Consider the following 19,948-nt stretch of genomic DNA (forward strand, 5'->3'; position numbering starts at 1 on the left):
GCCAGGTGTTATTGCCAGTTGACACCGACCTTTCCATCCGGATGGATGATGATGTTGGAATACCCATCCTGATAGTCGTTCTGCCTCTGCTGGTACATATCCCCTAAGGTGATGCGGGCATGTTTGCCATTCCAGTCAAAGGTGGCGTACACGAAGAAATCTCCGATGCGAAAGGTCGATACCTGAATCTCATCGTCATTTTCCAGTGCATTCCAAATGGACACATCATAGTCATGTTTTTCCAGTCCACTGAGGAAGCGGAAAGAAAAGCTGCCTGCGGCCGGATTGCTGGACATGATTCTTTTGATATTTTCAAGGGTCATCTCCTCTTCCGTCAGCACTGTCTGGTAGGTGCATCCCGGAAACAGGGCCGGATCCGGTTTCACATGTTCATTGATCGACAGATTGATGTGGGCCAGATCATGAATTACCGGATTGTACCCGGCGGTGTTGATGGCGACAAAAACATGATGGCTACGTTCCTGAAAGAGCGTTACCAGGTCTTTGACATGTTCCGGATAGAGACTCGGTTCCCCTCCGGTAATTGTGAGTCTGGCGTTTGGATGCTCTTTTAAGACTGCCATGAGGGCGTTTTTCTGTGCCTCCTTGTCGATGATGCCCACCATCGGGTTCTTTCGTTCCAAACAGAACGGGCAATGATACGGACACTCCTGTGTCATGATTAGCTGGACATTGATACGCTCATAGAGCGGGCGGCCCAGGCTGGTTTTTCGTACTCTGTCTTCTAAACGGTACTGCAAATCCCCTTCCATCTGGTTACGAATGTAGGCATAGTCCGGGATCGGCGGAATGAAAGACAATTTTCTGCTCATATTCTTTTTCCTTTCAAACTCTGATGTCTTTGGTTTTTCAAGTAGAATTATGGGTTCCGGTTCCTTGACGCAGAGAAAAAGAGACAGCCGGTGGCTGCCTCTTTTAAAAGGATCTTACAGAATTGGTTCAATCACTGCCTCAATGACTTGAGTCTGTTCTACATTTTCCTCATAACGGACGGTAGCAGGTGTACCTTCACGAAGCAGCAGATGTTTTTCTGCAAACAGCTGTTTGAACACTGTGACACGTTCCTCCTCACGCACCGTAATGTAGGTATAGGTCTCATTCTTTAACGGAATACTGATTTAATATCTCATCCCAATTTAGTTCAGTTAAAAATCCATCATCCGGAACATATATATGTCCATACATGTTCTTACGATCCATATATAATATGGAATAATTTTTGATTATGATTTTTTCATTATCGGTGTTTAATTCTATATCTGTCAATTGTCTTCCTGGATCACTTAATTTCGATGCCAATCGTGTTTTATTTTTTTCAATAAACAATTCTGCAACTCTTCTGTTCAAATCTATAATAGGCATGTTAAGTCTATAGTCATCACTAACTAGTATATATGAATTTGCATCTATATTATAAAAGGTTCCGATTTTAAAAATTGCATCGAAACCTTCTGGTTTATTAAATTTCATATTTTTCTCCTTTACTGTTTTATATCAATAATATGTCTCAAAACAATACAGGATAAGATAATTGCTTTTAAAAAAAGAGGAAGACTCCTCTTTTTTGATAGTTATTAGGTTTGGTTTTTATTACCTGATCTTATTTCCACACAATCTCATCCTTGTATAGGTAATCCCAGTGATTTCCTTTTACAATATTAATAATCAGTGATTTAAGAAATATCAGTTCCTTGCTGCCTGGCTTGAATTCCATTCCGGAATCTTCCATTGCATTAAGTATGCTTTCATTGATATGGGTGGCCATTTTATGCGAATTATGTGTCTCACAGATTTCGCCAAAAACATATGCAAAATCAGCTCCAGTCCAAGTATCCAGGCTTAAGAATGTCAGTTTTTCTGCTTCCTCATCAGTTAAATCAAAATCTTCCAAGGTCTGTCCATACCAGAAAGATTCTTCGCCGGTTTCATTGTTCCTTGATTTCACAAAATGCCCAAAGCTCTCAAAATCATTTATCATTATCCTTCTCCTTTTTCTTTTTATCGAAGTAGTATTGGATATACTGTCTCTTCATTTGTTTTTCATACTCTGCTTCTTCTTTCATCCGGCTAGGATTATAATAATCAAATCTAAGCATATATGAGGTATCATCTTTATTTTTATCAATTAACTCAATATGATATGGATAGTCAGGATGGTATTCATAGCAGGTTTCGCATAAAAAGCAACTGATATCTGGTTCATATGAGACAATTTGTCTTATTACATCTAAAACATACTTTTTCTCATTCTTCGTAATTTCATGGCCTATTGACATTTCCGTATCCACACATTCTCCTTCTGAAAGGCAGTTCCAGAAGTGGCTTAATATATTTACCTTTGTTGGGTATTGAGTTTCTGGTTTAATTGCGAATTCTATACGGATATCATTTGGAAATACCTTATAGAGAAATCTTTGGAATTTAAACAGCATGGACAATGTCTCATATGTATACTCATCCAGATTATGTTTCATTGTCATATCAGGAATGACAAACGTCATGATTTCATTTTCTTTATTAAAAAAATATCGGTTTATGAGCAGAAGCGAATATGGACTTCTATAGCCATCCGGGCTTTTAATCTCAGTCATATACTTTTCATCATCATATTCCAGTTTCTTAAATCCAAGTGCATTATTAAATTTAATTAGATATCCGATGTTTTTCTCGTTTGTGTAATTATGTGTAAAAGCTTTTCCTGCATATCTAAGACGCTCTTTATAGGACATCGGCTTGGCACCATATACAGTCATGACAATATTATTCATATTAGATTCCCTCTATTTCTATCGTAAACTTTAATATTTTGGCTTTCTGCGTAGCTGCAGAGTTCTTTTACTTCTTCATTTGATTCATCATAGGAAAGTATAATAGCTACTTACCTGGTAAATATCGGTAAATTGAAATAACATAATCAGCCTCTCTTTCTGTAATAACTTTAGCGCGGCTATTTTTAATTTCAAAAACAGCATTCACTACTTTTCTAAAATCATTTGGGAAACGGATTTGTTGTAATTTTGATTTGAATTCAATATACAGATTATGCCAAGACTGATTTTGAATGTTTTTTTACTCAGGCAGCCAGTTCTGTAAGCCTGGTGTTAATTTCCTCATATCTTTTTTTTGGCAGCTTCATTTATATTGATGAGATGCAGATGTCGTTTCCGATGGCAATGTAACCATAGTCATTAGTTGCTTTGGTACAGCCGCGTTGCGCAAGGACAGAATTCCAGTAGCCCTGCTGCAGCCGACCGTAGTCATTATAGAGCTTAATGACGTCTTTCCCTTCGATGGCCAGATCAATCCATTCCGGAATGTCAGAAATTTCATACCATTCACATTCGCCGGTGATGGCGTTCATAATAATCAGTCCGTCCGGCTTCTTTGCAGAAAACAGCGTTTGCGGAGTTTCTGTCATGATTGTCCAATACGGTGTACCCGCATCATCCAACTGGAAAATCCGGTTTCCAAAATGTTTGTTTGGGAAATTGGTTCTGGCATGTCGCACGACATCCTGCTCAAAGAATGCGGATGGTGAATATTTCATGCCGGTTTCCAGCTTGACATATTGGGCCTCTCCGGTTTCTGGATCCACGATCACATAGCCTGGAACACCATTGTGCTTGTTGGACTTCCATTTCCAATAACTGTTGTAAAGAAGCGGCGCCACCTTTACCACTTTCCCGTTATCAATGATCGTGGCATAGCCGGCCGGTCTAAATTGGGAAACGACATCAGTCAGTTCACCGATGGCTCGGTTTCCGATCATGTATGCCGTATCGCTGTCCATCAGTGGAATTTTCTTTAGATCGGATACTGTGGGAATATCTTCTTCAAACGATCCTTCCTCTACTGTGATTCGATTTGCATATGCAGGCGCATTGAATGCCTTTGATGACATAAAAGTCTGACATACCACTACATAAAAGGTAAGGAATGTAGCGCCTACAAGCATGGCTCGTGTGGTCACGTATGCTACGTTATCGTTTTTTGCCCCCTTGTAGCTAATGGTCAGGCCGGCAAAAACGCTGATAAAAAGCAGGTTCCAAAATGTCGAGGATGTCATCGTTGCGGGCAGGCACATGATATAACTCCCGCCGCAATACAGGATAGCGCCTACAATGAAACCCAATAATACACTTATGTTGTTATTCTCCTTTAAGTATTGTATTTTTTGTTATCATATCAGCTTCATGGAACTTTTGCCAAAAATGAAGTTTGCGGATAAGAAAAAATGCATTTTTAGAATCACCCCCGCGTGTGCGGGGAAAACACTTAGAAAAGCCTTATTTTAAGCCATGTCCATTTTGGAGAAAGCGCATTTTCATTTAACTGTTATACCTGCCTTATATCCCCATAGAGCAATCAGGGAGATTTACTGGATTTTTGGCAATACTTCCTCATTATTTTTTTTCTCCGATGTCAAAGCCAGTTTTGGAATCCAGTTTTCTTCCGTTACTTTTCGCAAATTCTCAGGTACGCACTCAATCAGAGCCGAGTTTTGTGCCAGGGCCATGTCGATCAGCCAGAAGTCATCACCGTTTTGCATCACGTCGATACTCCACTGGCCGGATAAATGAAGCCTTGGCAGCAGTGTCTCAATTTCCATTCTTACTCTGTCCTTATTTTCCTCGTACCGTCTCATCAGTGTTTCTTTGTGTGATTTATAGATGATGTAGTCGTGGATCTGGTGCGGACTGTTTGCATCCTCTTTGTGACCAAAGCGTTTTTCCATGGTGTTTGGTCCCCAGTACGGGCTGATACCGAGGACTGTATTGGTGTCACAATCCACAAATACGCGGTATTCCGTATGTAACGGCAGTCCCTTGTAGATGCACGGGTTATTTTCCTTATCCGGAATAAACTCGCGGACCACCCATTCGTTGGTGGTGGAGACGCCGTAAATACAGGGGCTGGTTAGCGGCCCTGCCATCATTACAGCCTGATGCTGGATATAGAGGAGATATTCTCCTAACTCCGCCACTTCCTTTTCTCCATGCACATGGGCGTTTCGAAAATCAAATTTGGACGAATATGTTCCCGTTTTAATGAAATACTCTTTCTTTCTGTCCAGGCCAAATGCTTTTTCGCAGAATCGATCTACGATTTTTAAGGTCGTGGCGGTTAATGCAGAGTATTCGCATCTTGTCAGTTGCAACAGTGTCAGCGGTACTTTAATGATCGTTGTTGCTGGGATCTTAAAAAATGCACTGTCTTTTACCGCTTCCACCAGTGCCGACAGCCAGTGACCCATGGAATTTGGGTTCGTGCCGATCATCTGATACATAATGCTATCAAGGTCCTGAATATCCAAGCCCTGGCGGAACAGATGATAATACTGCATGTTTTTGGTAGCTCGGTAATCGGCATACATCTGTACAATCATGGTGTACGCCGGTTCACGGATGTCGCGTTTCATCAGTGTGCCCGTAAGCTGTGGACGCAGACTGTACGGCAGCGTCTGGATTTCTTCGTTGCTTACTGCAGGACCAAGGGCGTTATGCTGATACAAACGCTTCGAATCAGCTTTTCCATTGTATACATATGCGACCGTTTGCTGCAAAAGTTCGTCCACGATACGTTCTACCATGTCTATGGGGATACTTTCGCTTCCTTCCGGATGGTTTTTGGCAATCGCTTGTTTGGCACACTGCTCAAAGAAATTGTCCGATTGAGTGTCCATGAGTGCATTGTCCTGATATGCTCTCTCAAAAGCCTCCAGAGCTTCCGGAGTGGTTTGCAAAACTTTTGCAATCTTATCTTTTTCGGCCAACGCTTTGAGCTTCGTGTGGCTAAATACATTGTTGAGATTAAACATAACTTTCCTTTCTGCGTACTGTAATTCCTTAATACGTTTCAGGACAATTATGGAAAGGGACACCCCCGCTTACGCGGGGAAAACTAGCCCTGGGTCTACATGGAAGTAGCCTTAGGGGGAACACCCCGGGTGCGGGGAATACACTTAGAAAAGCCGTATTGTAAGCCATTTCTAATTTAGAAAAGGCCTATTTCCATTTAACTGTCGCAGAATTTATGATGTTTGGGAGTGCATTCACATAGATTCCATATTGTTTAATTATACTTGCGGATTATTTCGGTAATCTCCTCTTCTGTTGCTCCGAGTTTTCGAAGACGTTTATGTACCAGTTCGTTATGACCGATTATAAATCCTTTGGTGGATTCCTCTACCCCATTGCGAACAGTATTCAGACACTTCCTATACTCATTCATAATGAAACATTCGGTTGTAATTAAAGAACCAAATGCCAATAAAACAAGGATATCAATTATTGTGAAAAGAAATACAAAAAGTATAAACATAAGAACCTCCTACTAAATGAAGTACAGGATTACCGGGGCAACAAAAGGTACAATAAATAATAATGTAAATACTGCATATCCAATCGTTAGCCCACAAAGCTGACAATCAGTAAATCCGTCACACTTGACGTAGGTCCATCTAATCATTGTTCTGTATCCTAATACGTGAATCACTAAGAATACAGATAATAAACCAATAGGTCCTAATACAGCAAATATAATCTGAATTGTAAGGTTCCAAGCCACCAGAATATCATCGAGAGAATTTATGTTCTGTGACGTTAATTTTTCGACTAACTGGTAAAGCGTTTCAATATATGAGTGTAGCATACTCTCCCTCCTTACTTTTTGTGAGCCATTTTTATATTGATTTGACACTCCCCACAGTTAAAACATGGGATTCTCGTTTCATTCGGGTCTGCATGGTTATCCACGTCTTACGTCCCGTCCACGAAGGGCCTGTCCGGCCCTTTTTGTACGCTTTGTGTACCAGCACCTCGGCTGTCTCCTTTCATTGATGTATGTCCAGTGTACAGCACCAAACAGCGATTTTCAAAATCCGAGATTGTGCGGATATGAAAAATCTTACTTTTTTTGTAAGGAAAGGGGTTTTACGGCGTTACTTGATAATACGATTTATATTTTTCTTATCCGCAACATTTTAATTCCATTATTCATACTCTTCATCCTTTTCCATAATTGTCATGAAAGGTATAGGTATCGGAGATTTTTAGTTCCGACCTTTCTTTTTCAATACACCCACAATAGGGCCAATAGGAGGAAAAAGAAATGATGATTACAAGTGTTGTCAAAAAGACATCAGCAGAAATGCTGAAGGCAGAAAACTATGGATTGTATCTCCAGGTTTATGATGCGGCGAAAGAAGTCCGTCAGGATCTGTACCAGATGCACTATAGTACCAATCCGGAAGATCGTTACGTGGCGACAGCATGCTTCGATGATGATTTGGCGGAGTTTATGAAGCTGATCAAGCAGGCGAATATCTTTTTGTCCACAAACTACAATATGCATTTGACCAGATACGATGATGAACTTCGGAAGAAGGGCGGAAAATACGCTCTGACGAAGGAAATTATCACTGTTTGGGATGCCATTATGTTTGAGGCACATCAACAGAATCGTCAGCAGAGACTTGCATAAGTCGGAACAGAAGAAATCCCCAAAGCGAAAGCTAAGGGGATTTTTTTTGTGGTATTTTTTGATTTTGTTATCGCTCCTCAAATTCATCTTCCAGACTGACATGCATTGGCTCGTTGATTTCAGTTAGTGCCGTGTTTCGGCTGCCTGATGCCAAAAAGCGTTCCAGATCCTGCATAGGTGAGATTTGCGTTTGATGTTCTTGACTGTAATCCAGAAGAAATGTTTGGGCTATATTATAGTACCGCTCTTGTTCTTGCTGAAAATAAGTCACCAATGGCTCGTATTTTCCGCATGTTTGTGCTTGATTTAGAGCATGGTAATATTGTTCTTTATCCTCATCTCGTATAATGATTGGAATGATCCCATTGTTTAAACACTCTTTGAACAACAACATACGTCCTACACGGCCATTTCCGTCCTGGAATGGATGAATCTTTTCGAAAGCGGCATGAAACCACGCCATCACCTGAATCGTGGTCTCGCTTCTTTCTGCATATTTTTTTAAGAATTGCTGCATATATCCAGATACTTGGTCAGGTCTTGCTGTTTCGATATTGGAGACCATGTTGATCCGATTTTTATATTCGCCAACTGGATATCCGTTGGCCATATCTTCGAAAACACCTGCTTTTAACCGGTAGTGATAGGATTTAATCAAATCTTCTGTCAGAGGTGCATTCCATGTTTTTAACATTTCGTTAAACATAGAAAAGTGCCCCGTCATTTCTTCGATATCCTTTGCGCGGTAGACAATTTCTCCAGAGGACCGCAATGTTCCCGTATGAAATAAAGATGCAGTTTGGTCTGGCGTCAATGTACTGCCTTCGATTTTATTTGAATTATATGCCATTTCCGTCTGGGTTTTTGCATAGATACCGCTGCGGTCTGATTTTTTAAATTCAATCATCATCCTGTCAATGAGGCTTGTGACTATATGGGCAGATTCTTCCACAGTTAATTCTGGTAACTCCTTCTTGATGATTTTATTATTCACTTTCAATACCTCCCTTGACTACTTTTATTGATATTTTACTGGAGCACCTTGCTATTTGCAAGTGTTTTATAGCTGAATGTGCTTTTACTGATACCGATTGTAAAAACCTCCATCGGGTGATGAAGGTTCATTGTTCTAGCTTTTTTGGGCATTCCACACGCACATTTAATCGTTACCATCCATCTCAGCCAACATCTGTTCGATATCGTTGGTAATCCCCAACTCATCTTCCAGCTGCACTTTCTCTGCCTCCAGACGTACCATCTCTTCGTACTCTGCCGCATGTTTTTCCTGGATTTTTCTGTAAAGTGCTTCTGTCAGTCCACCCTCTTTGCGGGCTCTTTTAGAAAGAGAGTCGCCTCTTTCATCACGCTGATATCCAAGGATGGTATTCAGTTCTGTAAGCCTGGTGTTAATTTCCTCATATCTTTTTTTGGCAGCTTCATTTATATTGATGATCTTTGTCATATCTATATCAATTTCCTTTCTTGATTTGATGACATCATTATAGTATGGTGGCGTGCTCTGAGCAAGTACGAGAAGTTGCGGATATGAAAAAATGTTGTTTTTACCCCTGCGGGCGCGGGGAACCCCTTTTTGGTTCGTCTGTCTTCATAAACTTTACAGAATCACCCCCGCTTACGCGAGGAATACATACTATACAGACTTGTCACTCTCTGACGAAGCAGGAACACCCCCGCTGGTGCGGGGAAAACTGGACACGGCCATTACTCCGGCAGTAAATACGTGAAACACCCCGCTCACGCGGGGAAAACCCGCAGTAGAAAAGTTCTGCTTGACCTCGACGAGGGAACACCCCGCTCATGCGGGGAAAACTACCAGCCGCCAGTTCGTCCAGTGTCACGACATAGAATCACCCCCGCTTATGCGGGGAACACCCGGAGCCGTCCAATACACATACATGCCCTTCAGAATCACCCCGCGGGTGCTGTTTGACAGCGAAACCAAATACTTCATCATTGTGAGAATGAAGATTGGCGCCTTTCTTTGCCAAGTATTTTATTACATTCAGATGACCGTTTGTTACCGCCAAACGGAGTGCCGTATCATACTCCTGATGACCATTCACACCATGCTTGATTAAATATTTGACGATTTCCAGATGACCTTTGGCTGCTGCAAAGAGGAGCGGAGAATCCTTCCGTACATGAAGGTTGACGCCGCACTGTTTAAGCCACTGGAAGGTTTCCACAGTCCACAGATCTCGGATTTCACCAAGAATGATCCGATGGGCTTTGTACTTATTTGTCATTGTCACAATATCTTCTCCCTTTGGTACAGTCACTGTTGCGATTTTATTACCGCTGTTGCAGTATTTCAGAATGTTTTCTTCATCCGAGAAAAATAGTTCTGGAGCAAAGTCGGGCTCTGGATCAAAGTCTAACTCTTCAAAGTCTGGTTTTTCATTTAATGGTTCAAGATTTTCATTGAGCCCTTCATGGTAGGTGTAGCCGTCGTGGGTCAAATCATCGTTTAAAATTATAAAATACAATCAAATTCCTCCTTTGACTCATATACCTGATTTTGCTTTCGATACAATTATGGTGTCAGATGTTGGCACAACAAGCCCTCTTCAAAACCAAAGGCAATATGAGACCTTGAAAACTCGTTCCTCCAACCATGAGGGATTCATGTCAAAAAAAGAGCTGTGGCATCTACCACAACTCTTTTGGGAAGTTTAACGAACCATTGTCGGACTTTCCGCGAGCACGACTCGTTTGGCATCGTAGAACACCTTTTTTATGGCTTCTCCGATTTCCGGACATCTACCGATGAGTCCTTTGGACCAGAGATTGACACCAGTCTCACAAAGCTCTTTTACCGAAAGGGTGGTTTTCGTCAACGGTCTATGTACGATATAGGGAATCAGAAAGACTTCTTCTCTCAGCCCTAATCCTTCTTGGGTGTTAAACTTCATGAGGAAGGTATCGGTGTTGGTCTCGAAATATGACTGACCGATTCCTTTTAATCTGGCGGCGTCCGTTTCGATCTTATCGCTGTCCAGAACATACATCGGCACGTACACATTTCCTTTTCCGTAATATTCCTCCAGGCTTTCTCTGATCTTCTGTCTGGTCGGAGAGTCGATTTTATAATCCGTGATTTTTTCCGGAAACAGCCTGGTCACTACAGTCGGGATCACATACAGATAACACGGTGTTTTCGCATCTCCTTCAGCCAGTGCCGTAAGGGTATGCGCCGGCTGCGGACATTCCTTTGAAAACATGAGCTGCGACTCCACAGTCTGTTCCAGTTCATGCTCCTTTAAGAATGTCAGGTATTCCTCTCCCAGCCCACAAATCTGCAGATTGAGATTTTCCATCTCTTCTGCTTTTAATCGGTATGTGTTTACCAGATGAGACATGCCCTGATCCAAAAAATCATAAATATTGTCCGGGTGCATGAGCTGTGCCCATAAATCGTAGTTGGCATTCGGTACGGTCTTCCGAAACACAGGCCAGGACATCCATTGCAGTGTTACAGTAAAGTTCGTTTCTTTCATTGCTTTTTTAAACTGTCGTTTTCTTCCAAACAAAAACATTAGGTTCTCCTTTTGTGTTGCGATGTTCATAGTGATTTACGGCAAAGCCGCTGGTGCTTTATTTCACACCAGCAGCTGCCAACAGATAATTGACAAACTTTCCTACATTTTTCTTATGCAGCTTATGAATGTCGTTTTCGATCTTCCATTCGGAAAGATGTCTGGTCCATTCGGTACCGGAAAGTACCGGATCCAGTGCGGTTACGTCAGTCACGTGGCGTCTTTCCAGTACCTGTGTAATGAGTTCTTTCTCCTCTTTTTCCCGCTTTGTCAGATAGGATTTGATGACGTTTAAATACTCTAAGGCCACTGCGTAATCTGCGGTACCGACACCCGGCAGCCTAAAGCCGGATACCTGACCGGTTGAGATGACGTAATCAATCCATTCGGAACAGAGGAATGTCAGAGGAATGTATTCTTCTGGTTCAATCAGAAAGTTTACATAAGCGGTTTGTTTTGCGTAATCCCACTGACTCATCGCTCTTGACACATAAATGTCAGAGGATACCTCAGTCAGTGAAGCACTTTCAGGATCATAGACGTCTTTTCTCTTGTCGTTTGATCCTGCCAATACGCATTCTCTTGCTGTTTTATATCTGTTGCGTTTTCTCTCCAGGTCTGGTATTCCGTCCAAATCTGTATACCACTCTGTTTCATGTTCTTCCGTTACTTTATACGGTGTGGTTTCATGCACGTGCTCTTCCGTGTACCATTCACCGGCACCTATATGGTCAATTGGGTGCTTGATGGATTTGATGCATTTGTAATACTCCTGTTTATACGAAATATCAAATCGGAAGTTTCGTAAGACTCGATTGACCTCCAATACCGCCCTGTCTGGTATGCGGATACCTTTGGTACGATTTCTTTCTCCGATGCCGCGGTCATTTGTCCATTTGGCCCATTCGGTTGAGGAGCCGGTGTAAGTGCGATCATAGGTATCATCTCTTGTGATCCGTAAAAGCGTCAGGATTTTACTTCGCCCTTTCTTCGTGCCTCGGCGGCCTCCTCTGCTGGCTAAAAGCGTCCGCATCAATCCGTTTCATAAGACATCTTCCTTTCCAATAGTTCAGTTTTGTGGATTATGTAGCACCAGTTCTGTATCCTTGTAATGTCTCTGCTGACCATTGCTATGCTCCACCCCAATATGTCCCGTCTCCACATACCTCAACTACTAAGCCTGTGATATACTCGCTCGGATTCAAATACCATCTAACAATATCCCCATCCTTGAATTTCTCCATTTCCATACCTCCTCAAAATATCAGTTTATCTGAGCGGCCGCTATTGCCGTATGTAATGACAACATACAGTCTCTGCAAAGCATTATTGTTGTCCACCCATGCCCAGTTGTCGATGCTTTGATTTCCCAGATTTCCGTATCATTTGACTGCTGTTTACCGCAATCATTACAGACTCCATGTCTTTTACATGTTTGGATTTTTACCATTGCCCATTTCTCCTAAATTCTAATTTTCTGTTTCGAGCCACTCCCGGATAATATCCCTCCCTGCATCATGTGTACATGTTCTGAGACATCCAGAAGCAAAATCCGGGCACCTTTCTGCGCAATCAAATGACGCTTCGTGAAGAAATTCAACCAATTCATTTGTGTCCATATTTCGTATGCGTTCTATATTTTTCATCTTATCCTCCTAAATCTTAACCTAACTTAGCACCACAGTATGGACAATAGACGATCCCATCTGCCGTATTTCCCTGTTTATTGCTCCACCTTACCCAGTACCAGTGTAAATCGCTGAGCCGCTGGACAGCAATTTGCTGCTTTTTCAAACCATTATTATACTTATCCAGTACATCGCATTCATGGCTCTCTATGACTTCCATATGCTTACTCATATTCATCCTTCCTCCGGTTCTACCGGAAATGTTAAATTACTGCATTAATGCAGCGATTGCCAAAAAGTAGCTTACGAGTTTAACCGGTTTATAAAACAACCTTATCATTTTTGTTTATCAGCATGTATGCAATCTGCCTGGTCATATGCGTCATAATCTGTGCCTGAGACAAATCCCGGCTTGCATATTTTCTGGCTGACTCCTTATCAAAGGCAAATCCCGTATCGTCCAAATACTGTTTTATGAAATTATAGTTATCTTCGCAGGACAGTCTTTTTATCTCATGGGTTTGTGTAAATCTCCTTTTTACTGCTGAATCAATACTGTCAAGGAGATTGGTTGCAGCTATAATAATATGGTCATTCGTAACTGCATCAAGGAGTTGTAGCAAACAAGTCGTACTTCTTGAGACCTCCGCACCCGCACTTCCTTCTGAGTACTTTCGTCCTACCGCCAGAGAATCAATCTCATCCAGCATTACAACACATTGTTGCTGATTGATGTACCGGAACAGATTGGTTAAGTTTTTGGCTGTTCCTCCCAGATAACTGTCCAGCATTTGGGACAGGTTCACATACAGATAGGGCAAGTCCAGTTTATAGGCAATGTATTTGGAAAAGGTTGTCTTTCCAACTCCGCTCTCGCCATATAACAGCGTTGCATTCAGATATGGTATCTGCTTTTCCATCAGTTGTAATGAAACAGAATGCATATCCCGGATCAGTTCAAATAGCTTCTTTTCATCTTCCGCCAGATAATACCGATTTTCATTGTATGTAAGCGACAGTTCTTCCATGGTTGAGAAATTCTTGATGTTTGTCGGAAGTTCTATCATATTCATACTTCCAGATTTTAAGATATGTGCATATCTGGAAACCATCTCCTTATTCTTTTGTGTGGTATCCTCTGCACAACATGCAAGTGCTGCTGCCTTTGCTTTGCTCAGGTTATTTTCTGAAACCGCCCTAACAAGCGCAAGCTGGTTAAATGTCATTCCCATTCTTGTACCTCCGTTAAAGTTTTAATTTCGTTGTGTATCAATATCCATTTACCCAGTCCAAATATTCAAGACCTAACCAATTTTTTAAACACGGCAAATCTCTACATTCGGAATAATCATGCTCTTTAACTCCGCAGAACTTTTCGCAATTCACGCACATGGCGTGTAATTCTTCGCAACAATCTTTTTGGTTTAAGTATGGTTTTCTACTTTGATATACTTCTTCAAGTTGTCGCTCCGTCTTTTTACATAACATAGGATACCTCCGTTAAATATCAGTTTAATTAAATAGTCTGCCCATTCTTGTTTTCCGCCATTTTGGCTATCATTGTCCCAGCCTCATAATCAAACACCAATGTCATTATCTTTTTACATCCCAGGCATTTTCCCCGCCCACCGTCAGCAATACCCCATGTATGTAAGATTGATAAACATGCATACTGTACCTTGCCACAATACGGACAATTTATCTCATATCGCTTATTCTTCATGTTGTCACCTCAAATCTTAATTTTCTGGTTTAAGAAACTTTCGATTTCTCCATGAAACCAATTCTTTTAAGTCAAATGCCTCCCCACATTTGGGGCAAACTGGAACCATGCTATAATTATTATCACGGTACATTTTTTCAAGGTTCTTGATGACAACCAAGTGAGGCTTATAATTTGCAATCTCTTTCCGTTGTTCCAGTAAAGATTGCACTTGATCTTCCAATCGCTTATAGTGTTTTGCGATTTCGTATAAGGCTTCAAATGGCTCAATTACCGCTCCGCAGTCCTCACATGTTACAAGCCTATTTCTATAGTCAATTTCATAATGAGGATTCCGACATTCGCACAATTTTCTTTTCCCATATTCGATCCGCATTACATCAATGCGTTTTATTTTGTCTGGCAATTTTTCCATGGCTCTCCTTTAAAGCTTAATTGTCCAGCATATAGAGAGGGAAATGGTACACCCTCCCATCTGCCTCAATCACAAATATCATGCGCCCATACGGACTATCCTTAACCGCAGTGACAATTCCCGAATGACCATCTATACACTTTGCAAAATCACCTATACCTGGTTCTTTCATTTTTGCTCCTTCCCTCTTTTAAATCTTAGTATTGTGGACTTACATGACTACTTGCATATAGCCTATATTGCTACTGTTTTCACCAATGCCACAAATCTTAATTTCCGGGTCAATCCTGCGGAGAGCTATGATTTTCGCAGGATTTCACGGTATTTAATTTCATAATAAGGTTTATCAACAGTTCCGTGAACAACTATCTCGGCACTTGTTGCTTTGATTTTAATATCTTTACTATTACTGTCATTGGCTACTATAGTAGCAAGATTATCCATTTTACATATCCTCCTAAATGCTAATTTTGATTATCAGTTACGTGCTGTCCACACCATGGACAATAATCCCACATCGGCACAATCTTTTCTCCGCACTCCGGGCAACAATAGATATTTGGATTAGGCTTGTACATCTTCTGCACTTCGCCCCGTGCTTTTAATTCCTTAATTTGCTCCAGCTCCAGCCCAGTATCCTCATAAGCCCCCAACTTTTCAATCAGGAGTCTTTTATACTCCCAACTGTTTTCTCCACACGGCAAATCATCTGCCGCAGCGTGTGTACTATCCTCGTACATTTTTGTTAATCTTTCCATCTCTATTCCTTCCTCCGGTTCTCCCGGAAATTTTAATTTAGCTAATAATCAATTCCCAGTTACTTCTGTTAAAACCGAAATAATCATCCGGATCCTCAACGATATCCGAATTACGGTCCACGTACACACAATTAGCGATACACATATCCATAAAAGCATTGTCTCCATACTTGTAAACCATCCCCGTGCTTTTGTCTCGGACACTAAATTGAGTCGCTGCTTCAGTAGCAATTTTGCAGCGGTCAATTGTTGAGCTATACACAACATATACCTCCTTCATCAAATGTTAATACTGTTTAATATCATCATCCAGCCTGTAGTTGCCTGAAAATATCAGATTAGTTTCCCTTTCCTCCGGTTCTCCCGGAAATGCTAATTTCCTGTTTCTGAATTAACTGTTCGCATTCTACTGGTGTTAATTTGCACTGACAACATTGGCAACTCTTACCTGTTGCCTCACATCCATAATCCTCGTCATACTCGTTCCCATTACGAAATGGGATAACTACAACATAAGGACAGTTATAAAAATCCATGCATTACCTTCTTCCTTAAAGCTTAATATATCCCAAAATAATTCAACGTTAACTGCGCCCTATGCACTTCAAGCCTCTGTTTCGACAACTTATACCGATTAGGATCAATCTCAAATCCCACATACGGTAGGTTGGACTCCTCAAATGCTATCAGGCTGCTTGCACTTCCTACGTGCGTGTCTATTACCTTCCACCCAGGCTGTACATACTTCTGAATCAACCAGCGGTAGAGGTTAATCGGTTTCTGCGTTGGGTGGATCCGCTTCTCATTGAGTTTCTTATTGCCTTGCTGTATCCATCCTTCCTCTATGGATTTCCCCTGCATCATTCCATTCCACATATACCGGAACAAGCGCACTGAATCATGTAAAGTACAGGAGGCAATCTCGCAATCTGAGAAACTACTTTTCCCATTGCATTTGTCCCATATGATTCTGCCAGGCAGAAAATGCCAGTTAAAATAATTACAGCCCCATACAATCTGATGCTTAGATACCCGTTCCAATTCCGTGAAATATTCATCTCCGGGTACATCCCAGTTTTCTGAAGTCTCATAAAAACGCTGCACGCCTATGGGGCTTACTTTCCTTCCGTAATATCTCCTGCGTTCTGGGCCAGAGAAGTAGGGCGGGTCAACAATCGCAAGGTCAAAATACTTATCCGGAAACTGCTTCATCCCGTCCATACAATCCATGTTGTAATATCCGAAATCCATCCTTAATCCTCCTTATCCCCGTTCAATCTCCGCAACCGCCTTAAACACCGGGTAAAACTGCTGCGGCACTACTGCGTTTCCGAGGCACTTAATTCTGTCCACCCGGTTGGGAATCCCATGAGCCACTCTACCCACATTGGGTTCAACTGCCCATTGCCGGCTTCCATCTGGTTCTCCCCTGCGGAAATTTGGTCGTTCAGGTTCCTGCTCCTCTCTGAGCTCTTCCACCTTTTCGCTTGGCCTGTTCGATAGTCCCTGGCCTGCGGTGTTGCATACCACTCCCTCATCAGTTCCCCCACCAGTGAATCTCTCTTTATCTGTGATTCCGGGAAAGTAGAGTTCCTTGCATCCTGTGCCGTAGGAGTCGGATACATCTTCACTGCCGCTGACAAATCCGGACTTCTTCGTTTCCTTTCTGACGGGCAGTCCCCCCGAATAGCAGCCTTTGGAGCAGGCCACAATCGCTGTCCTGTATCGCTGGTGCGGGGCATTGACACCTGCAGCTGGTATAAGAAATGTCCGTGTGGCGTATCCTTGGCTCTCCAGGTCAGATAGCACCTTGTCGAGTGCCATATTGATGATTCCAGCAACATTTTCTCCAACAACCCAAGCCGGCCTGAGTTCCGCGATAACCCTAACCATTTCTGGCCAGAGATAATGGTCATCTTCCTCGCCTCGCTGCTTCCCGGCAACAGAGAATGGCTGGCAGGGGAATCCTCCTGAAATAACGTCAACTGTATGTAATCCTGTCCGCTCACAAAAACTTCCTCCCGTTAGTGTTCGTATATCCCTCCAGCGTGGCACATCCGGCCAATGCTTTTCCAATACCCTGGCAGGGTAGTCCGCAAACTCACACTGCCCCACCGTCTTAAATCCGGCCCACTCAGCAGCCAAATCCAGGCCACCTATTCCGCTAAATAAGGACAAGTGGGTTAGTTTCCGTACAGGAACAATGTTTTCTATCTCCATCTTACCCTCACATCCGTTACGGTCAATTCCCTCAGATCCCATCGCTTTTCCTCCCAAGACCAGCCTTATGTCTCCCCCAGAAGCTCCGGCATAAAGTCAAACAGGGTCGGGGCTTCGATTTCTTCCTCCGCTGCCTGAAGGTATCCTACCCCATCACGGAAATAATCCGGGTTCAGCTCGCTCCGGCTTATCTGAAATCCGCTGTCCTTTGCAATCTCTATTTTGCTTTTTAAAAACTCTAAATACTCCACTCCTCTAAGAAGCCCGGTATACCCTTACCCCTGCAGGAGGCTGGCTCCTTTCTGTCTTAATCTATGTTACATGCTGTTTCAGTCACGTATATCGATTGTCAAATCAATTTTTACATTCTCCCGCGACCCCTGTCTGTTCATTTTTATGGGCGGTTAATTCAAACCGGCAGTTTCCTCCATCCGGCACAAGCAGCTTGATTAGGGGGTAGCTTTTAAAATCCCTTGCGGTAGAGCCGTCATACATCTTTCCTACCTGGGAGCCGTCATACATCGCTCCTACCTGGGAGCCGTCATACATCTCTCCTACCTGGGAGCCGTCATACATCTTTCCTACCTGGGAGCCGTCAAACATCGCTCCTACCTGGGAGCCGTCATACATCTCTCCTACCTGGGAGCTGTCATACATCACTCCTGCCTGGGAGCCGTCATACATCTTTCCTACCTGGGAGCCGTCCCACATCTTTCCTACCTGGGAGCTGCCTCGCATCCTTCCTACCTGGGAGCCGTCATACATCTCTCCTACCTGGGAGCTGCCTCGCATCCTTCCTACCTGGGAGCCGTCATACATCTCTCCTACCTGGGAGCTGCCTCGCATCTCTCCTACCTGGGAGCCGTCCCACATCTTTCCTACCTGGGAGCTGCCTCGCATCTCTCCTACCTGGGAGCTGTTATACATCTTTCCTACCTGGGAGCTGTCCCACATCTCTCCTACCTTAGAATTTTTCAACAGAACCATAGCATCACCGCACAGCTTCTCCACTTCGCAGTCCTTCAGCATATAGTACCCGGTACGCAGCGTATCCATCTTTTTTCCAACCAGCACATGGCCGCTCCACCATTCCTTCACCGCTGCCCGGAACCTGGAAATGTGGCCCTCCCTGTCCTCCTCAAACCAGTCCGGCACAATATCCTGGTCAATCACAAACTCCCACCCATACGGGTCTGTCCACCACTCATTTTTCTCAGGTATCAGCTCCGCCCGTACGAACACCCTGGCGGCGTTTTCGTATGTATCGCTTATGTTAAGCTCCTCCAGCATGTCCTGATGGCTGTCATTGTCCTTCTGGGCGATTACCACCCTGTCTTTTAATAGAATTCCGCTTCGGAATCTGCACATGTCTTTTTCCTCCTCTTGTTATAATCAATTTGCCTAATATCTGCATCCTTTTCACTTTGAAATCCTGATTCTATCAATTGCTCATTCCTTTTCGTCCATAGGGCCGTTCTGTGGTATTCAATCTCCGGTAATTTTGCTCTCTCCATTCTTGTTGTCACCACCTATATACCATTCTGGGTTGGACGCATATGCGTTTACTCCCAAATTATAGGGAATATCAGCTACCACCAGCTGCGCTTTCGGAATGCCGTACGCTTGTAATTCTGGAAGTGGTCGTTATACAGTTCCGTTTTCATTCTCCTCCAAATTAAATTAAGACAAAACAATAGTTCCTTGTAAAACGTCCAGTCGAACGCAGGATACTTGATATCGGGATCTCCTTCCTGATGTTTGGTTACCGCAATGATATCAGAATCTGTTGTTTCGTGCAAAGAACAGATACTTGCGGATAACAAAAACCGTGTTTTTTGCAAAAGTGGTTACCGCTTAACTCATGACTGAAGTCACGAGTGTGCGGAGGTTAATTATCAAACTGACTGACGGTAAAAACTGTTACAAGTTTTGCCATTTTTTTCTTTCTCCTTTCAACACTCAGATTTCTTTAATTTTTCAGAGTAATTATGGATACGGATTAGCGAACAAAAAAAAGAGGCGGCCGTATGGCTGCCTCTTCAGACTGTAGACAAAGTTGGTGCTGGGAGTTATCCCCAGCACCACTTTTCTGTAAATAGCCTCTGTTTTAATAAAAATCTTAAAAAACTCCAAGATTCTTTCAT

General features: G+C 42.6%; 27 protein-coding genes. 1 reads left to right on the forward strand and 26 read right to left on the reverse strand.

Going from position 1 to position 19,948, the window contains the following annotated elements; all coding sequences use genetic code 11:
* Positions 1–8: 8 nt before the first annotated feature.
* From FYJ39_RS17820 to FYJ39_RS17845, 7 genes are all read right to left on the reverse strand, one after another.
* Positions 9–833 (reverse strand): radical SAM protein, encoded by an 825-nt coding sequence (locus tag FYJ39_RS17820; protein WP_154473755.1) that lies wholly within the window; start codon positions 831–833, stop codon positions 9–11.
* A gap of 114 nt (positions 834–947) precedes the next feature.
* Entirely contained in the window at positions 948–1,073 is a 126-nt protein-coding gene (locus FYJ39_RS21265) for a hypothetical protein (RefSeq protein WP_268890686.1), read from the reverse strand.
* 43 nt (positions 1,074–1,116) lie between these two features.
* Positions 1,117–1,491 (reverse strand): hypothetical protein, encoded by a 375-nt coding sequence (locus tag FYJ39_RS17825; protein WP_154473756.1) that lies wholly within the window; start codon positions 1,489–1,491, stop codon positions 1,117–1,119.
* A gap of 130 nt (positions 1,492–1,621) precedes the next feature.
* Positions 1,622–1,999, reverse strand: a complete 378-nt coding sequence (locus FYJ39_RS17830) for a hypothetical protein (RefSeq protein ID WP_154473757.1) — start codon at positions 1,997–1,999, stop codon at positions 1,622–1,624.
* Positions 1,989–2,789 (reverse strand): hypothetical protein, encoded by an 801-nt coding sequence (locus FYJ39_RS17835; RefSeq protein ID WP_154473758.1) that lies wholly within the window; start codon positions 2,787–2,789, stop codon positions 1,989–1,991. Before FYJ39_RS17835 ends, FYJ39_RS17830 begins: the two co-directional genes overlap by 11 nt.
* Positions 2,790–3,157: 368 nt before the next feature.
* A complete protein-coding gene (locus FYJ39_RS17840; RefSeq protein ID WP_154473759.1) occupies positions 3,158–4,105 on the reverse strand; it encodes a hypothetical protein in 948 nt (315 codons plus the stop codon).
* 291 nt (positions 4,106–4,396) lie between these two features.
* On the reverse strand, positions 4,397–5,839 hold the full coding sequence (locus FYJ39_RS17845) for a hypothetical protein (RefSeq protein WP_154473760.1): 1,443 nt from the start codon (positions 5,837–5,839) through the stop codon (positions 4,397–4,399).
* 1,292 nt (positions 5,840–7,131) lie between these two features.
* Between FYJ39_RS17845 and FYJ39_RS17850 the strand changes: the two genes are divergently transcribed.
* On the forward strand, positions 7,132–7,503 hold the full coding sequence (locus FYJ39_RS17850) for a hypothetical protein (protein WP_154473761.1): 372 nt from the start codon (positions 7,132–7,134) through the stop codon (positions 7,501–7,503).
* 67 nt (positions 7,504–7,570) lie between these two features.
* On the opposite strand, the gene FYJ39_RS17855 is transcribed toward FYJ39_RS17850, so the two are convergent.
* The 19 genes from FYJ39_RS17855 to FYJ39_RS20605 form a co-directional block, all read right to left on the reverse strand.
* Entirely contained in the window at positions 7,571–8,497 is a 927-nt protein-coding gene (locus FYJ39_RS17855; protein WP_328597573.1) for a Fic family protein, read from the reverse strand.
* Between the two features lie 165 nt (positions 8,498–8,662).
* Positions 8,663–8,965 (reverse strand): hypothetical protein, encoded by a 303-nt coding sequence (locus tag FYJ39_RS17860; protein WP_154473762.1) that lies wholly within the window; start codon positions 8,963–8,965, stop codon positions 8,663–8,665.
* 406 nt (positions 8,966–9,371) lie between these two features.
* Entirely contained in the window at positions 9,372–10,010 is a 639-nt protein-coding gene (locus FYJ39_RS17865; protein ID WP_154473763.1) for an ankyrin repeat domain-containing protein, read from the reverse strand.
* A 186-nt stretch (positions 10,011–10,196) separates the two neighbouring features.
* Positions 10,197–11,060 (reverse strand): hypothetical protein, encoded by an 864-nt coding sequence (locus FYJ39_RS17870; RefSeq protein WP_154473764.1) that lies wholly within the window; start codon positions 11,058–11,060, stop codon positions 10,197–10,199.
* Between the two features lie 58 nt (positions 11,061–11,118).
* Positions 11,119–12,093 (reverse strand): hypothetical protein, encoded by a 975-nt coding sequence (locus FYJ39_RS17875; protein WP_154473765.1) that lies wholly within the window; start codon positions 12,091–12,093, stop codon positions 11,119–11,121.
* 436 nt (positions 12,094–12,529) lie between these two features.
* Positions 12,530–12,706, reverse strand: a complete 177-nt coding sequence (locus tag FYJ39_RS17880; RefSeq protein WP_154473766.1) for a hypothetical protein — start codon at positions 12,704–12,706, stop codon at positions 12,530–12,532.
* 16 nt (positions 12,707–12,722) lie between these two features.
* Positions 12,723–12,920, reverse strand: a complete 198-nt coding sequence (locus FYJ39_RS17885; RefSeq protein ID WP_154473767.1) for a hypothetical protein — start codon at positions 12,918–12,920, stop codon at positions 12,723–12,725.
* 88 nt (positions 12,921–13,008) lie between these two features.
* Entirely contained in the window at positions 13,009–13,920 is a 912-nt protein-coding gene (locus tag FYJ39_RS17890) for an ATP-binding protein (protein ID WP_154473768.1), read from the reverse strand.
* Between the two features lie 37 nt (positions 13,921–13,957).
* Positions 13,958–14,176, reverse strand: coding sequence for a hypothetical protein (locus tag FYJ39_RS17895; RefSeq protein ID WP_154473769.1), 219 nt, complete (start codon positions 14,174–14,176; stop codon positions 13,958–13,960).
* 251 nt (positions 14,177–14,427) lie between these two features.
* The gene (locus FYJ39_RS17900) at positions 14,428–14,826 is read right to left on the reverse strand and encodes a hypothetical protein (RefSeq protein WP_154473770.1); all 399 of its coding nucleotides are present in this window, start codon (positions 14,824–14,826) and stop codon (positions 14,428–14,430) included.
* 16 nt (positions 14,827–14,842) lie between these two features.
* The gene (locus FYJ39_RS17905) at positions 14,843–14,998 is read right to left on the reverse strand and encodes a hypothetical protein (protein ID WP_154473771.1); all 156 of its coding nucleotides are present in this window, start codon (positions 14,996–14,998) and stop codon (positions 14,843–14,845) included.
* 125 nt (positions 14,999–15,123) lie between these two features.
* Positions 15,124–15,270 carry a hypothetical protein gene (locus FYJ39_RS17910; RefSeq protein WP_154473772.1) on the reverse strand — a complete coding sequence of 49 codons (147 nt, stop codon included), beginning with the start codon at positions 15,268–15,270 and terminating at the stop codon, positions 15,124–15,126.
* A gap of 20 nt (positions 15,271–15,290) precedes the next feature.
* On the reverse strand, positions 15,291–15,584 hold the full coding sequence (locus FYJ39_RS17915; RefSeq protein ID WP_154473773.1) for a hypothetical protein: 294 nt from the start codon (positions 15,582–15,584) through the stop codon (positions 15,291–15,293).
* 37 nt (positions 15,585–15,621) lie between these two features.
* On the reverse strand, positions 15,622–15,846 hold the full coding sequence (locus tag FYJ39_RS17920; protein WP_154473774.1) for a hypothetical protein: 225 nt from the start codon (positions 15,844–15,846) through the stop codon (positions 15,622–15,624).
* A gap of 296 nt (positions 15,847–16,142) precedes the next feature.
* Positions 16,143–16,835 carry a DNA methyltransferase gene (locus FYJ39_RS17930; RefSeq protein WP_154473776.1) on the reverse strand — a complete coding sequence of 231 codons (693 nt, stop codon included), beginning with the start codon at positions 16,833–16,835 and terminating at the stop codon, positions 16,143–16,145.
* Positions 16,836–16,847: 12 nt separating this feature from the next.
* Complete coding sequence (locus tag FYJ39_RS17935) at positions 16,848–17,804, reverse strand: DNA cytosine methyltransferase (protein WP_154473781.1); 957 nt, start codon at positions 17,802–17,804, stop codon at positions 16,848–16,850.
* A 65-nt stretch (positions 17,805–17,869) separates the two neighbouring features.
* Positions 17,870–18,055 (reverse strand): hypothetical protein, encoded by a 186-nt coding sequence (locus FYJ39_RS17940; protein WP_154473777.1) that lies wholly within the window; start codon positions 18,053–18,055, stop codon positions 17,870–17,872.
* 103 nt (positions 18,056–18,158) lie between these two features.
* Positions 18,159–19,172: a hypothetical protein gene (locus FYJ39_RS17945; RefSeq protein ID WP_154473778.1), complete on the reverse strand. Its 1,014-nt coding sequence runs from the start codon at positions 19,170–19,172 to the stop codon at positions 18,159–18,161.
* Positions 19,142–19,318, reverse strand: coding sequence for a hypothetical protein (locus FYJ39_RS20605; protein ID WP_195840475.1), 177 nt, complete (start codon positions 19,316–19,318; stop codon positions 19,142–19,144). Before FYJ39_RS20605 ends, FYJ39_RS17945 begins: the two co-directional genes overlap by 31 nt.
* Positions 19,319–19,948 lie beyond the last annotated feature (630 nt).

Origin of the sequence: Clostridium porci (genome assembly GCF_009696375.1) — a bacterium.
GTDB classification, from domain to species: Bacteria; Bacillota; Clostridia; order Lachnospirales; family Lachnospiraceae; genus Enterocloster; species Enterocloster porci.